The following is a 14518-nucleotide window of genomic DNA, read 5'->3' as shown; positions in this document are numbered from 1 at the left end:
CGCCACGCCGAGGATGGCCAGGGCCGCGCCCACCGCGCCCAGGATCAGGGCGTGCAGCAGGGGCCGGGCCGGCGCCAGCCGCGCGGCGACGAAGCTCCCGAAGGCCCCGAACGCCATGCGGTACGAAAGCGCCAGCAGGTTGTCCCCCGCCTCGTTCATCGCCTGGCCGCTTGCGGGAAACACCCCCGTCAGGTGGAACACCGCGTCGCCCAGCAGCGACAGCACCACCACGGAGGCGAACCCCGCCAGCACCGCCACGATGCTCTGCAGCCAGAACCGCGCCCCGGCGGTCTTGTCGGTTACGCCTGCCTCCATGGATCGCCCTCCTTGCTTCGTCCTTCCATGGACGTTTCAGGGAACGCCGATCCGACAACGCGGCGGCCGAATTGTCGAGTCCAAGGCCAAGCTTGGACGCGCCCTCAGCCCTGCGACGCGGCCAGGAACACCGCATACTGCGCCTCGAACGCGCGGCGGTAGGCCGGCCGCGCCTCGGCGCGGACGACATAGGCCGCCAGGTTCGGGTGTTCCGCCGCCAGGCTTGAACTTCCCAGCCGCTGCAGCACCGACACCATCATCAGGTCGCCGGCGCTGAAATCCCCGTCCAGCCAGTCGGCGTCTCCCAGGCGGGTGGAGAGCTGGCCCAGCCGGGTGCGGATACGGTCCTCGACCGCGCCGAGGCGCTCGCCGAACCAGCTCTTGTCGCGCTCGGTGAACATCGAGGTCTCCCGCTCGACGATCGGCGGCTCCATCGTGCTCAGGGCGGCGAAGATCCAGCTGACGGCGCGCGCCCGGGCGTTGGCCTCGTCCGGCAGCAGGCCGGCATGGCGCTCGGCGATCCGCAGCACCATGGCCCCGCACTCGAAGATCGCCAGGTCGCCCTCCTCATAGGTGGGGATCTGGCCGAAGGGGCTCAGCGCCAGGTGCGCGGGCGCCTTCATCTGCGCGAAGGTCACCAGCCGCACCACATAGGGCTGGCCGACCTCCTCGAAGGCCCAGCGGACCCGCATGTCACGGGCCAGGCCCCGGCCGCGATCGGGAGAGGCCTTGAAGGCGGTGAGGGTGGGGGTCATCGGGCGGTCTCCATCCGCGGTGTCTTCGTCTTCCAAGGATGCACGGTCACGGAGCCTTGCGACTCGGCCCCCCATTTTTCGCGCGCCCGCCCGACCTCTAGCGGCCGTAGAAGCGGTGGAAGGGCTCGATTGAAGCCCGGGCGCCCAGGGCGCGCATGGGAAAGGCCCGCCACGGCGCGGCGATATCCACGCCTGCCATGTTGTCGAGCAGCGCCCGGCGCACTGCGGGCTTCACGGCCTCGCGAAAGTCCAGAAGCTGGCCCCAGCTGGAGGTCCCGTCCAGCCGGACCCGTTCGGGTTCGAAGGCGGACGCCCCATAGTCCGGCGGGAACAGCCGCCGGTAGGCCTCCAGGTTGTAGAGCCAGGACCCGCCCTTCACCGTTCGCGCCGCCGGATGATGCGCGCGCACATGGCCAAACATCTCGGCCAGCTCGGACCGGCGTCGGTCGATCTTGGCCTGGGCCAGCGGCCCGACGCCGTCGTCGCTGTCGCGGTTGCTGAAGTGGATCCGCACCACCTCACCGGCCTCCTGCAGCTCATAGCTGAAGCAGCCGAACCGCGGCCCTCCGCTCTCCTCGGGCGCCGACTGGGCGAAGAAGGCCACCGTCCAGTCCAAGCGTCCCGCCTCGCGGTCCTCAAGCCCCGCCGCGTAGCGCGCCCACCCCGCCGAGGGCGCCCCCACCTCGGTCCGGCCCAGGCCAAACCGCCGGTGCAGGTTGGTGAACTCCAGGCAGGTCTCCGAAAGGGCGCGCGAGGTGCGGACGGCGATGATCTCGGCGAACCGCAGCTGGACCTCGAAATAGCCCCTCAGCCGCTCGGCCTGCTCGCGGCGCGCCTCGATGATCCCACCCATGGGGCGAGCCTACACCGTCGCCGCCCCGACGCGTCAACGCCCGCGCCGGTCCGCAAAAATGACGCCCCCGTCAGCTAGCCCTTGCCGAACGCTGTTCAAGTCGCGAGATGTGAGGGAACAGGCCGCAAGCCCCGGCCAAGGTGAGGAACACCCCATGAGCGAGAGCGCCACTCTGGACGCGGTCAAGGACGCCCGCGACGAGGTCTATTCCCTGCCGATCGAGAGCCTGAACGTCGCCCAGTCCAAGCTCTTCCGGGACGACGCCATCTGGCCCTACTTCGAGCGCCTGCGGGCCGAGGATCCGGTCCATTGGCAGCCGGCCAGCGACTTCGAGCCCCACTGGGCGGTCACCCGCTACAACGACATCATGGCGGTGGACACCAACCATGCGGTGTTCTCGTCGGAGGGCGGCATCAGCCTGGGCCCCAGCGAGGAGATGATCGCCAAGCTGGTGGCCAGCGGGGCGCAGATGACCGGCGGCGCCTTCGGCGGCGGGGCCGGGCCCACCATGTTCATCGCCATGGATCCCCCCAAGCACGACGAGCAGCGCAAGACCGTCAGCCCGGCCGTCTCGCCGCACAACCTGAAGATCATGGAGCCCCTGATCCGCGAGCGCGCCGGGATGATCCTCGACAGCCTGCCGATCGGCGAGCCCTTCGACTGGGTCGACAAGGTCTCCATGGAACTGACCGCCATGACGCTCGCCACCCTGTTTGGCATGCCGCAGGAAGACCGCCGCAAGCTGACCCGCTGGTCGGACACCGTGATGTCGCGTCCGGGCGACGGCGTCGTCGACTCCTGGGAGGAGAAGCGCGCCGAGATGAGCGCCTATGCCGGCTACTTCCTCAACCTGTGGACGCAGCGCAAGGCCAATCCCATCGAAGGCGACATGGTCTCCATGCTGGCCCACGGCGAGGCCACCAAGGACATGAACCAGTTCGAGTACCTGGGGAACATCATCCTGCTGACCATCGGCGGCAATGACACCACCCGCAACACGATCTCCGGCTCGATCTACGCCCTGAACAAGCACCCCGACCAGTACGCCAAGCTGCGCGCCAATCCCGACCTCATCCCCTCGATGGTGTCGGAAACCATCCGCTGGCAGACCCCGCTGGCCCACATGAAGCGGGTGGCGACCCAGGACTACGAGCTGGGCGGCAAGACCATCAAGAAGGGCGACAATGTCGTCATGTGGTACGTCTCGGGCAACCGCGACGACAGCGTCATCGAGAACCCCAACGCCTACATCATTGACCGCGAACGCCCCCGCCAGCACCTGTCCTTCGGCTTCGGCGTCCACCGCTGCGTCGGCAACCGCCTGGCCGAGCTGCAGCTGAAGATCATCTGGGAGGAAATCCTCAAACGCTTCCCCGACATCCAGGTCCTCGAAGAACCCCAGCGCGTGCCCTCGACCTTCGTGAAGGGCTACAAGTCCATGCAGGTGATGATCCCGCGGAGGCTGTAGGGGGCTTCGGTCTCCGCTCTCAGTACGGCGGTCACGTCTTACCGGGCGCGTTCAGGAACCAACGGACTCCGAGGTTAGAAGCAGCTCCGCCAGACTCCGGGCCCGGTCAGCCGGTTCGCGGCCCGGCTCTTGCAGCGCAGTAACCAGCGCCCCGTCGACGAGAAGCGCGAAAGCTGGCGCGAGCTTCGCGCCCTCCCAACCCGCGCCATCGAGTATCGCCGCCAGCTGGTTGGTGTTCGACGCCCGGTGGCGCGCAGCGGCCAGGTGGGCCGGGTGGCTGGGGTCGGCGACCTCCACGACCGCGTTTATGAACGGGCAGCCGCGGAAATCGCCGCTCTCGCAACGCTCGGCGACGGCGTCGAAAATGGCCAGCGGCCGGTCCTTGGGATCGGGCGCCAGCGCCTCGACCCTGAGGCCTAGCCAGCTGCTCCAGTCCTGATCTTGCTTCTCAAGGAAGGCGACGATCAGGTCATCCTTGGCGGGGAAGTGGCGATAGAAGCTCGCCTTCGCCACCTGGGCGCGGGCGATGATCAGGTCTATCCCAACCGCGCGCAGGCCCCCGGCATAGAAGAGTTCGGTGGCGGTGTTCAGGATCCGCTCGCGCGGCGATCCAGTCAGCTCTGCGGTCATGACGCGACCCTAAAAAGACAGGTCTGTCTCGTCAAGTCTTGACGACATACAGACAGGTCTGTCTATATGTGTGGGCGGCGTGTCGCCGCTTACGGAGTGGATCATGGCTAAGGTCGCAGTCGTTTATCACAGTGGGTATGGGCACACCGAAACCCTTGCCCGAGCCGTCCACCGAGGCGCGGAGGGTGTCGGCGGCGTCAAAGCCACCCTTGTCGCGGTCTCTGACATCGATGACGCCTGGGAGGTGCTGGATGAGGCCGACGCCATCATCTTCGGCGCGCCGACCTATATGGCGAGCGCGTCTGCGCCCTTCAAAGCCTTCATGGACGCCACCGCCAGCCGCTGGGCGGAGCAACGCTGGAAGGACAAGCTCGCGGCGGGTTTCACCAACTCGGCGGGCATGAACGGAGACAAGCTCAGCACGCTCGGCCAGTTCAACCTGTTCGCCATGCAGCACGGGATGGTCTGGGTGGGTTTGGGCCTGCTGCCCGGAAACCACACGAGCGCGGGTTCCCCAGATGACTTGAACCGCCTGGCCAGCTTTCTGGGCGCCATGGCCCAGTCAAACGCCGACCAGGGCGCAGACCTGGTTCCGCCGGCCTCAGACCGTCGAACCGCGGAGCATCTCGGCGTGCGGGTGGCGGAGGCGGCCCTGCGCTGGCGCAATGATGAGGTGCGCGAACTCGGGCTCCAGCCCGAGGCGGTCGCCTGATGCGCGGCCCGGTTCAAGCTGGGGAGAGCTTCAGCGCCGTGCTGGAGGTGCTCAACGGCTACTTCGACGGCCTCTATCGCAGCGACCCCGGATTGCTGGCCGACGTGTTCCACCCGAAAGCGCACTACGTCTGCGCGACCGATGGCGACCTCCTCTATCGGGACATGGCCACCTACCTGCCCATCGTAGGCGACCGTCCGTCGCCGGCAAGCCTGGGCGAGACGCGGCGAGACCGGGTGCTCTCCATTGAGTTCGCCGGTCCCGTCACCGCCTTGGCGAAGGTCGAGTGCTCGATCGGCCCCAAGCACTTCACCGACTTCCTCACCATCATCTTCGTGGACGGCCGCTGGCGGATCATCTCGAAGGTCTTCCACTACGACCTGATCACCTCGATCATCCCGGCGCTCACCCTCGAAATCGCAGAAGGATAGCTCCATGCCCTACGTGAACATCCAGATTACCCGGGAGGGCGCCACCCGCGCCCAGAAGGCCGAGCTCATCAAAGGCGTCACCGACCTCCTGAATACGGTCCTACAGAAGGACCCGGCCAGCACCTTCGTCATCATCGAGGAGGTGGCGTTGGAGGACTGGGGATGGGGCGGTCTCCCGGCGCTCGAGTACCGCGCGAAGCTGCGCGCCGACCAGGGTTAGGGACGGCGGACAGATGGAGACCCTCACCAGCGCTGGCATGGCCGTTCCCGTGATCCAGGCCCCCGGTCCCGGATTTGCGGTGACACGGCGCGCGGTTCCATCCGATGATCCCCGGCCAGAGCCGTGGAGGACCCGCATGACCCACCGCATCTACAGGATGAGCGTCGCCAAGATCTATCCGGCCCTGGTGGCCAAGGCGCAGCGCAAGGGGCGCACCAAGGCCGAGGTCGACCAGATCATCCATTGGATGACCGGCTACGATGACGCCGGCCTCGCCGCCCAGCTGGCGGCGGACACCGACTATGAGAGCTTCTTCACCCAGGCCCCGGCGCTCAATCCGGCCCGCGCGGACATCCGCGGCGTGGTCTGCGGCGTGCGCGTCGAGACGATCGCCGACCCGGTGATGCGGGAGGTCCGCTACCTCGACAAGCTCATCGACGAACTGGCCAAGGGCAAGGCGATGGAGAAGATCCTGCACCGGCAGCCCGCCAAGGTCTGACCGGCGGAGCGCGCGCGTGGCCCATCCACCGGAGTTCGCTGCCGCCACACCGTTGTCAGCAACCCGGCGCCATTCTCACCGGATCACGAAACCAAAGAGGGACGAACCGATGTTCACCGGACGCTGCCACTGCGGGGCCGTCACCTACGAGATGCCCGAGGAGACGATCCACCTCGCCCTGTGCCACTGCACCGACTGCCGGCGCGCCTCAGGGGCGCCCATGGTCGCCTGGGCCATGGTCCCCACCGATCAGGTGAAGATCGAGGGCGCGACGCGGGTCTACGCCTCGTCGGAAGCCGGCCGCCGTCACTTCTGCGAGGCCTGCGGTACGGGCCTGTTCTACACCAACGAGGCGGTCTTCCCCGGCCTGATCGACGTGCAGACCGCGACCCTCGATGACCCGGGCGCCCTCCAGCCGACGGCGCACATCCAGGTCGCCGAACGCATCAGCTGGATGGCCACGGCCCACCAACTGCCTGCGTTCGAGCGGTATCCGGGCTGACGGGTCCGCGCGGGTCCGCCGACCGCCCGACGATTGGAAGGTCCGCTGCAGGCCCGTCTGCGAGATGGCCGCTTCCGGCTCAAGTGAGATCGGCTGCTTTCGAGCCAGAAACGACCCGAGCGCGGGCATCACGGCCGCCGCGCCAAAGTTGGTCCTTATCCGGTAAGAAGGTGCGTAATGTGCATCGATGGAATTGTTGGCGCATACACGGATCGTTCTCTGGGAAGGCGGCAGCCTTTGGGTCGTGGATGCCACTCCGGTCACAACCCCCGAGCCTCGGTCGACCGAGCCCCATGCCCATCACGCAATTCAGGTGACAATTGGATTGGGCGGGACGTTTCGGCTCGCCACTGGCGGGATTGAAGTCCGCGGGGAGGCCGTCGCGGTCGCGCCAGATGTTACCCATGTCTTCGAGGCGGAAGGGCTGGTGGCGATCGTCTTTGTCGAGCCCGAAAGCCGCACCGGCCGGGCCATATTCAGAGCGCTTTTTGACGGTCGCGACCTGGCGCCTGTCCCGTCCGAAATGCTGGCTGATTTTGGCGGCAGGATCGCTGCGAACTTTCGGGACCCTGAAGGTAAGAATGACGCTCTCGTACAACTCGGGCGCGGGCTGGCCGCCTCTATGGCGGGAAGCACTGCGGCTAGCGAACCCGATCCTCGGGTTCGCAAAATGATCGCATGGGCGGCCGGGCAGCTTGATGGGCCGGTAAGCCTTGCTGACGTCGGAGCTATTGGCGGGTTGTCGGCCCATCGGCTTCGGCATCTGTTTGTCGAACAGACCGGTCTGGCCTTTCGTACCTACCTCCTGTGGTTGCGACTTACCCGTGCCCTGGAACGTCTGGCGGCCGGCGCGTCATTGACCCAGTCCGCGCACGAGGCCGGCTTTGCGGATTCCTCGCACTTCAGCCGGACGTTCAAGCGGATGTTCGGCGTTGCGCCTGCGACGCTCCGAATCACGTAGCCTTTCCGTTCAAGTACGGCGTCAGACGCCGGTCTAAACCTCCGTCATCGACAACCGGAAACCCAGGAGGTTCCAATGACCGACCAAACCATCAGCCAAGCCTGCCGCTGCACGCCCACTTGCGCCTGCACCAGCTGCGACGCCAACAGGTGCGACTGCGCGCCGTGCATCTGCGGAAGCGATTGCGCCTGCACACCTAACGCCTGCCCGGCGTCCTGACCCTTACGCCACCTGGTCCTCTACGCCGGCCGCGGCAGGCCTGAGGACCAGACTGGGCGCCCGCCCTGAGCGGGATTGGAGAGACCCAAATGGAATATGCAGTGGGCGTCGCGCTGGCTCTTGGCGTGGCTGTTTTCGCCGCCAAGGCCGGGTTTGACCGCGATCGAGCCTTCTATCCTACGGTGCTGGTGGTGATCGCTTCCTACTACGATCTGTTCGCCGTTGTCGGCGGGGCCCTGCCGGTGCTCGTGTTGGAATCTGCCATCTTTGTGGCTTTCGCGGCGGTCGCCCTTGTCGGCTTCAAACGAAACCTCTGGCTTGTCGTGATCGCCCTGATCGCGCACGGCGCGTTCGACTTTGGACATGGCCGTCTCGTCGCCAATCCGGGCGTGCCGACCTGGTGGCCTATGTTCTGCTTGGCGTTCGACTGGATGGCGGCTGCGGCCTTGGCCTGGCGCCTGGCGCGAAGTGAGCCGCACGAGAGTGCGGTCGGGATCGTCCCTGCCGCGCCCGAAGGTTTTCGCTCCCGAATACGGCCGCAAGTGGCTGCCGAACTGTCAGCGGCCCAGTCGGCTGAGCACGCCGGGAAGTGGGCGGCCGCCTTTCGCCACCTCGAACGCGCGCATGTTCTTGGCCAAGCCTCGACGATCGAACATACCCGCGTGCACGCACGAATGTTTGCATGGGCCTTGCGCCATCGGAACCTGAGGGAAGCCGCCGCGCAGATCCTTCGCATCGCAGGCGCAGCGACCAAAACCCCGTTTGGACTTGTTCCTTCCGGCAACACGGGGGGTGCTGACGTTAGCGCTTTCCGGTCGCTCCCAGTTCCACAAGACCTGGCCGCCGCCATCGCGGTCGCTCGGCCACCTCAAATCGGCCGCCGCGTCGGCCTGGCAATTGCAATTGGCTTTCTGATGGCCGGCGTCGTTGGCGCTCACGCCGTGATCGCCGCGCCCGCCGACACCCGTGTGGCGTCAGTGGAAGGCCGCAACATCGCCTATCGAGTCCTGGGCGCAGGCAAGCCGGTAATCGTCATGGTCTCCGGCCTTGGTGACGGAATGCAGTCCTTCAAGGACGTAGCCCCGCAGCTCGCTGAAGGCGCAACCGTGATCCTCTATGATCGAGCGGGCTATGGCCTAAGCACTGCGGCATCCGGCCCCGCCGATGCAAAGGCGGCAGCCCTCGATCTAGACGCTGTGCTCACGCAGTCCGGCGTCCCCGGACCGTACATCCTCGTCGGACACTCTCTGGGCGGCCTCTATGCTGAATACTATGCCGCCACCCATGCCAACCAGATCGCTGGACTGGTCCTCGAAGAGTCACGCCCGGCGGATTTCTCGCGCCGATGCGAAGCAGCGCGCATACCGATGTGCACCCCCACGCCTGCAATGATGAGGGGGTCCCCACAAGGTGCTCGGGATGAAGTCGCAGCGTTTGCCTCGACACTTGCGCAGGTAGAGGTGATCAGTCCGGCGCGGGATAAACCTGTACTGGTCATCTCCCGCCCCTTCGGTCAAAAGCCATCTCCGTTCGAGACCTTGTGGACCGAAACGCAAGCTGATCTCGCTAGGCGGTATGCTGGCGCAACGCACCTCACCGCACCGGGTGGCGGACACTATGTGCACCGTCAGCAGCGTGCTTGGTTCGTCTCCGTTCTGCGCCAATTCGGAGGGACGATCGGGAGCGCGCGATGATCTCCTTACACGTCATCCTCTAGCCGATACCTGAGCTTCGCAGCCGCTGTGACGCGCCGCCGATCTTCGGATCGGCGGCGCGTCATATCCGGAGCCGATCGCCCGGCTCAATTTTCCAGGCTGCAATCCTCCCATCTCAGACCTTCCAAGCGTCCGCCCTAGCTCACCTCGCGCCCCGTGGACCGCGCCTCGAAATAGCGCACATCGGCTTCGTCACGGTCCCAGTCGGCCCGAGACGCGCAGAACAGGTGGGTCCGCACCCCCTTGCCCAGCGGGACGTCCAGGGTGCCCGCCGTGACACAGATGTTGGTCTCGTCGGTCTCGGCCGGCAGCGGCGTGCCGCAGGTCTTGCAGCGGGTGATGGCGTAGGTCTCGCGCAGGGCGAAGGTCTCCCCATGATCCTCTCCCTTCACCCACCGGAATCGGTCCCGCGGCACGATCAGGATCGCATTGCCCACCGAACCCGACGCCTTGCGGCACAGGGAGCAGTGGCAGACCCAGACGCCGTCCAGATCACCGTCGATCTCATAGGCTCGGGCGCCGCAAAGGCAGCTGCCGGTTCGTATAGTCATCGGCTTTCCAACCCTTGCAGCCATCGCCTGTTTGATATGGCCCGCACCACAGCGTGAAGCCCGCGGGAAGGCAACGGCGCCCCTCCATTGAACCCCCGGCGAAACGGCGTTAGCTGTAGCGCATATTCAAACAGCCGTTCGCGGCGCTCATTTCCAGGACGATCTCATGAAGCTCTATTCCGGCGACCTCTCCCCCTATTCCGCCAAGGTGCGGATGCAGATCTACGCCAAGGGCATCTCCGACATCGCCATTGAACTGCCGCCGGGCTTCCTGACCGGCGAGTTCCACAAGACCTCGCCGCTGGCCCGCATCCCGGTGCTCGACCTCGGCGGCGATGTGATCCCGGAATCCGAGGTGATCTGCGAGTACCTGGAGGAGATCTATCCCCAGAACTCGATGCTGGGCGCCACGCCCCGTGAGACCGCCGCCATCCGCACGGTGTCGCGCATCGCCGACATCTACCTGATGAACAACATGTTCATGCTCGCGGGCCAGGGCCGCGCCTCCACCCGCAGCGACGATATCGTCAAGCTGCTCTCGGGCCAGGTGATCCGCGGGATCAAGGCGTTGGAGCACTATATCGGGACCGACGGCTTCGCGGTCTCCGGCCGTCTGACCATGGCCGACTGCACCCTGGTCCCGGCCCTGTTCCTGGTGGAGAACGTCATCCCCACCGTCGGTGTCGAAGATCCGATCCCGGCCTCCCCCAAGGTCGCCGCCTACTGGGCCGCCATCCAGAAGAACGAGCACGCCGCCGCCACCCTGGTGGAACTCCACCGCGGCCTGGCCGAACGCCGCGAACTCATCGCCAAGATGGCCGCCAAGGAAAAGGCCAAGGCTGCCGAGCAGGCGTAGCGCCGCTCCGACCCGCGCGGGAAGGGGCCGCGGCCGACCGTCCGCTGCGTCAGGCGGCTTCGGCCGCGAACGCCCGGTTCAGCGCCTCCAGGAAGTCGCCTGCCTTGAAGGGCTTGGACACGAAGTCGTTCATGCCGGCGTCGAGGCAGGCGTCGCGGTCGCTCTTCATGGCGTTGGCGGTCATGGCGATGATGGGGACGCTGGCGACCGGGCCGGGCAGGGCGCGGATGCGGCGGGTGGCTTCCAGGCCGTCCATTTGGGGCATGTGAACGTCCATCAGCACCAGGTCGTAGGCGCGCGTCTGCACGGCGGCCAGGGCCTCGAGACCCGTGCGCGCGACGTCCACGCTCAGGCCGACCTGGCGCAGGATCTCGGTGGCCAGCAGGATGTTGATCTCGTTGTCCTCGGCCAGCAGGACCAGGGCTTCCGAGGCGTCCTCCAGCTGCAATGGCTCGGCCGAGGAGTCGGGATGGGCCTGCGCCGCGCCGTCGGCAAGCAGAGCGCCCAGGGCCGAGACCAGGGCGGCGCGCCGCACCGGCTTGGACAGGAACAGGTCGTAGCCGACTGCGCCGGCCGGAGGCTCGCCCATCGAGGAGGCCATGACGATCGCAAGCTCGCCGAGCTCGGGCCGGCTGCGGATCTCGGCGATGGCCTCCTCCCCCGAAACGCCGGGCATTTGGTGGTCCATCAGCACCAGCTCGAAGGGCGCGCCCTGCTCCGCCGCCGCCGCCAGGACCGCCAGGGCGGTCGCGGCGCTCTCGGCCTCGGTCACGTGTGCGCCCTCCGCGGCCAACTGCTCGCGGAAGATGGTGCGGTTGAGCGCCAGGTCGTCGACCACGAGGATCTTGGCGCCGGCCAGGCTGTGGGCGACGGCGGGGGCCATGACCGCGGGCGTCTCGCCTAGCGGCGCCTCGAATTCGAACCAGAAGATGGAGCCGCCGCCGGGGCGGTCAGCGACCCCGATGCGGCCGCCCATCAGCTCCACCAGCTGCTTGGAGATGGAAAGGCCCAGGCCGGTGCCGCCGTACTTGCGGGTGGTCGAGCCGTCGGCCTGCTGGAATTTCTGGAACAGCTTGGCCTTCTGCTCCTCGGTCAGGCCGATGCCGGTGTCATGCACCTCGACCCGCAGCAGGGCGGCGGCTTCGCGCGGCTGGCTGGCCGACAGCTGGACGCTGACATGGCCCGCCTCGGTGAACTTGATGGCGTTGGAGGCCAGGTTCAGCAGCACCTGGCGCAGGCGGGTGGGGTCGCCCTTGAAGGCGTCCTGTGTCTCGCAGTCGGCGTAGTAGGCGATCTCCAGCCCCTTCTCGGCGGCCTTGGGGGCGAGCAGCTCGACCACGTCCTCCAGCAGGGAGGACATCTGGAAGTCGATGACCTCCAGCTCGACCTTGCCGGCCTCGAGCTTGGAGAGGTCGAGGATGTCGTTGATCAGGCCCATCAGGGCGTCGGCCGAGGTGCGGACCGCTTGGGCGAACTTGCGCTGCTCGGGCGTTAGGTTGGTGCGCAGCAGCAGGTCGTTCATGCCGATCACCCCGTTCATGGGGGTGCGGATCTCGTGGCTCATATTGGCCAGGAACTGGCTCTTGGCGACGTTGGCGGCCTCGGCCTCCTCCTTGGCCTTGAGCAGTTGCTGTTCGGCGCGCTTGCGCTCGGTGATGTTCTGCATGGCCCCGATCAGGCGAAGGGGCCGGCGCTGGTCGTCGGAAATCAGGGCCAGGTTGACGGCGGACCAGACCTCAAGCCCGTCGTCGCGCAGCAGCCGGTACTCGGGGTTGAACAGCTCGCCTTCCTTCAGGTGGCGCCGCCAGGCGGCGCGCACCATGTCCAGGTCGCGCGGGTCGACGTTGGCGTAGATGTCGGTCTCGAGATCCTCGAAGGTCTTGGGCGTGGTGAAGAAGGTGTCTTCGGCGCCGGCCTTGATCAGCTCGCGGCGCTCGTAGTCCATCTCCCAGACGTGCATCTGGGCCATCTTCATCGCCAGTTCCAGGCGTTGCTCCGAGCGGGCGCCACGGTCGCGCTCCTCCTCGGCCAGATGCTCGGCGGCCTCCGAACGGGCGAGCGCGGCTTGCAGTTCGGCCATCATGGCCACGGTCTTTTCACGAACCTCGGTCGCGTCGGCCACCATCCGCTTGGTGACCACCGCGATCGCCAAGGCCGTGAGCCCGAAGGCCGCCAGCGACAGGGTGACGCCGAGCGCGCCCCTCAGGTCGAGGCGACCGGCGACGATCGCCACGGGGATCAGGATCGGCGGCAGGGCGCCGCCCAGCCACACCGCCCGCGAGGCCCAGCCGAGCGATCCGGCGATCACCGTCAGCGAGCCGGTGGTGACGGCGAGGAAGACATAGGCCGCGGGGCCGGGCGTCAGGATCACCGCGCCGGCCGGCGCGGCCATCCACACGGCCATCCGCAGGCCGACACAGCCTGCAAGGATGGCGACGCCCGCCGGGGTCTCACGGCGGTCGGCGGTGGGCAGCCAGCGTGCGTAGAGCCGCTGCAGCGCCAATTCCAAGACCACCGACGCCGCCAGCCAGGCGACCGCATAGGTCCACTGGCTGATCAGCGCGACGGCGCCCGCCGACAGCAGATGGGGGATGCCCGAGACCTGCCAGGGCTGGCGAAGCCCCTGCAGCGTTACGCGATAGGCGCGCGCTGTCCCGTCGGCGAAGGTGACCGCCTGCTCGGAAGGCTCGACTGACATGGCTAATCTACTCCCAGATCGGCGACAGTCGCCCGGGGAGGTTACCTTCTGATCAAAACCGCCCACGTCTTGAGCGCGGCGGTTGGACGCACGTGCCTTGGGGTGGATGATGATGCTGTTGATTTCTTTGGCGGTTGAGGCGCGGATCGTAAACCCACCGGCTTCGCCGGAAACCCGCCGAGCGCCCGTCACCGGCGCGCCCGCGCAAGCCTAATCTTCGACGCCGCGCATCCGCCGCGCCAGGTCCTGCAGCCTCGCCCGCAAGGACACGATTTCCTCGCCCGGCAGATCCAGCGCGCAGGCCAGCGCGAACGGCACGCCAGCCGCCTTCTCCTGCAGGGCCCGGCCGGCGTCGGTCAGGGTGATCTGCACGCGGCGTTCGTCGGCTGCATCACGGGTCCGCTTCACCAGCCCCGCCGCCTCCATGCGTTTCAGCAGCGGCGTCAGGGTGCCTGAGTCGAGACCCAGGGCCTCCCCCAGGTCGCTCACCGTGCGCGGGGCCTTTTCCCAAAGCGCCATCATCGCCAGGTACTGGGGATAGGTCAGGCCGAGCGGCTCCAGCAGCGGCCGGTAGGCCCGAGTTACCAGCCCCGTCGCCGCATAGAGGGCGAAGCAGAGCTGGTTATCGAGACGCAGTTGTTCGGCGACACCCTGAGGGTCACTTGCCGGCGTATGTCGGTCGTCGGTGGTCTTGGTGGCTTTGGGACTCATTGCGCCCTTACGGTTATCGCAACATCGACATTGCCGCGAACCGCATTCGAATAGGGGCAGACCTGGTGGGCCGTGGCGACCAGGGCCTCGGCGGCCGCCTGGTCAAGGCCTTGGGTCTCCACATCCAGCGCCACGCCCAGACGGAAACCGCCCTCCGCGCGCGGGTGCAGTTCGACCGTGGCGGTCACCGCGGCGCCGGTCAGCGCGATCTTCTGCTGGCCGGCGATGAACCGCGCGGCGTTCTCGAAACAGGCCGCGTAGCCGGCGGCGAACAGCTGCTCAGGGTTCGTCGCCCCGCCCTTGCCGCCCATCTCCCTGGGCAGGGCCAGGTCGACCTTCAGCAGGCCATCGAGGCTTTCGACATGGCCGGCGCGGCCGCCGACGGCGCGGGCCTGGGTGGAATAGAGGGCGGGCATGGGGTC

Annotated in this window: 16 protein-coding genes and 1 pseudogene; 9 read left to right on the top strand and 8 right to left on the bottom strand. The window is 67.2% G+C overall.

Translation table 11 applies throughout. From position 1 onward, the window contains the following. The 3 genes and pseudogenes from RMO97_RS20530 to RMO97_RS20520 all read right to left on the bottom strand — a co-directional run. A pseudogene (locus tag RMO97_RS20530) lies at positions 1-315 on the bottom strand (hypothetical protein); the annotation flags it as partial. 104 nt (positions 316-419) lie between these two features. Continuing rightward, the gene (locus RMO97_RS20525; RefSeq protein WP_310542861.1) at positions 420-1070 is read right to left on the bottom strand and encodes a glutathione S-transferase family protein; all 651 of its coding nucleotides are present in this window, start codon (positions 1068-1070) and stop codon (positions 420-422) included. Between the two features lie 97 nt (positions 1071-1167). Then, positions 1168-1923 (bottom strand): hypothetical protein, encoded by a 756-nt coding sequence (locus RMO97_RS20520; protein ID WP_310542860.1) that lies wholly within the window; start codon positions 1921-1923, stop codon positions 1168-1170. A gap of 154 nt (positions 1924-2077) precedes the next feature. Here RMO97_RS20520 and RMO97_RS20515 point away from each other — a divergent pair, with 154 nt between their 5' ends. Then, complete coding sequence (locus tag RMO97_RS20515) at positions 2078-3391, top strand: cytochrome P450 (RefSeq protein ID WP_310542859.1); 1314 nt, start codon at positions 2078-2080, stop codon at positions 3389-3391. Positions 3392-3442: 51 nt separating this feature from the next. Here RMO97_RS20515 and RMO97_RS20510 read toward each other — a convergent pair whose 3' ends face one another. Further along, the gene (locus RMO97_RS20510) at positions 3443-4021 is read right to left on the bottom strand and encodes a TetR/AcrR family transcriptional regulator (RefSeq protein WP_310542858.1); all 579 of its coding nucleotides are present in this window, start codon (positions 4019-4021) and stop codon (positions 3443-3445) included. Between the two features lie 103 nt (positions 4022-4124). On the opposite strand from RMO97_RS20510, the gene RMO97_RS20505 reads away from it, so the two are divergent. From RMO97_RS20505 to RMO97_RS20475, 7 genes are all read left to right on the top strand, one after another. Then, a complete protein-coding gene (locus RMO97_RS20505) occupies positions 4125-4733 on the top strand; it encodes a flavodoxin family protein (protein ID WP_310542857.1) in 609 nt (202 codons plus the stop codon). After that, the gene (locus RMO97_RS20500; RefSeq protein ID WP_310542856.1) at positions 4733-5164 is read left to right on the top strand and encodes a nuclear transport factor 2 family protein; all 432 of its coding nucleotides are present in this window, start codon (positions 4733-4735) and stop codon (positions 5162-5164) included. Before RMO97_RS20505 ends, RMO97_RS20500 begins: the two co-directional genes overlap by 1 nt. A gap of 4 nt (positions 5165-5168) precedes the next feature. Next, a complete protein-coding gene (locus RMO97_RS20495) occupies positions 5169-5384 on the top strand; it encodes a 4-oxalocrotonate tautomerase family protein (protein ID WP_310542855.1) in 216 nt (71 codons plus the stop codon). Between the two features lie 136 nt (positions 5385-5520). After that, positions 5521-5883 carry a DUF2200 domain-containing protein gene (locus RMO97_RS20490; RefSeq protein WP_310542854.1) on the top strand — a complete coding sequence of 121 codons (363 nt, stop codon included), beginning with the start codon at positions 5521-5523 and terminating at the stop codon, positions 5881-5883. A 109-nt stretch (positions 5884-5992) separates the two neighbouring features. Further along, positions 5993-6385 (top strand): GFA family protein, encoded by a 393-nt coding sequence (locus RMO97_RS20485; protein WP_310542853.1) that lies wholly within the window; start codon positions 5993-5995, stop codon positions 6383-6385. Positions 6386-6572: 187 nt separating this feature from the next. Continuing rightward, on the top strand, positions 6573-7346 hold the full coding sequence (locus tag RMO97_RS20480) for an AraC family transcriptional regulator (protein WP_310542852.1): 774 nt from the start codon (positions 6573-6575) through the stop codon (positions 7344-7346). 308 nt (positions 7347-7654) lie between these two features. After that, positions 7655-9259 (top strand): alpha/beta fold hydrolase, encoded by a 1605-nt coding sequence (locus RMO97_RS20475; protein ID WP_310542851.1) that lies wholly within the window; start codon positions 7655-7657, stop codon positions 9257-9259. A 158-nt stretch (positions 9260-9417) separates the two neighbouring features. Here the strand turns inward: RMO97_RS20475 and RMO97_RS20470 are convergent, their stop codons facing one another. Continuing rightward, positions 9418-9831: a GFA family protein gene (locus tag RMO97_RS20470; RefSeq protein ID WP_310542850.1), complete on the bottom strand. Its 414-nt coding sequence runs from the start codon at positions 9829-9831 to the stop codon at positions 9418-9420. A 166-nt stretch (positions 9832-9997) separates the two neighbouring features. On the opposite strand from RMO97_RS20470, the gene RMO97_RS20465 reads away from it, so the two are divergent. Beyond that, a complete protein-coding gene (locus RMO97_RS20465) occupies positions 9998-10687 on the top strand; it encodes a glutathione S-transferase family protein (RefSeq protein ID WP_310542849.1) in 690 nt (229 codons plus the stop codon). A 49-nt stretch (positions 10688-10736) separates the two neighbouring features. Here RMO97_RS20465 and RMO97_RS20460 read toward each other — a convergent pair whose 3' ends face one another. The 3 genes from RMO97_RS20460 to RMO97_RS20450 form a co-directional block, all read right to left on the bottom strand. Further along, complete coding sequence (locus RMO97_RS20460) at positions 10737-13385, bottom strand: response regulator (RefSeq protein ID WP_310542848.1); 2649 nt, start codon at positions 13383-13385, stop codon at positions 10737-10739. Between the two features lie 210 nt (positions 13386-13595). Continuing rightward, positions 13596-14096, bottom strand: coding sequence for a MarR family transcriptional regulator (locus RMO97_RS20455; protein WP_310542847.1), 501 nt, complete (start codon positions 14094-14096; stop codon positions 13596-13598). Continuing rightward, positions 14093-14512: an organic hydroperoxide resistance protein gene (locus tag RMO97_RS20450; RefSeq protein WP_310542862.1), complete on the bottom strand. Its 420-nt coding sequence runs from the start codon at positions 14510-14512 to the stop codon at positions 14093-14095. Before RMO97_RS20450 ends, RMO97_RS20455 begins: the two co-directional genes overlap by 4 nt. Between the last annotated feature and the right edge of the window lie 6 nt (positions 14513-14518).

The sequence above is a fragment of the Phenylobacterium sp. genome (genome assembly GCF_031425575.1).
Classification (GTDB): domain Bacteria; phylum Pseudomonadota; class Alphaproteobacteria; order Caulobacterales; family Caulobacteraceae; genus Phenylobacterium.
This window is presented reverse-complemented; position numbering and strand designations above follow the sequence as displayed.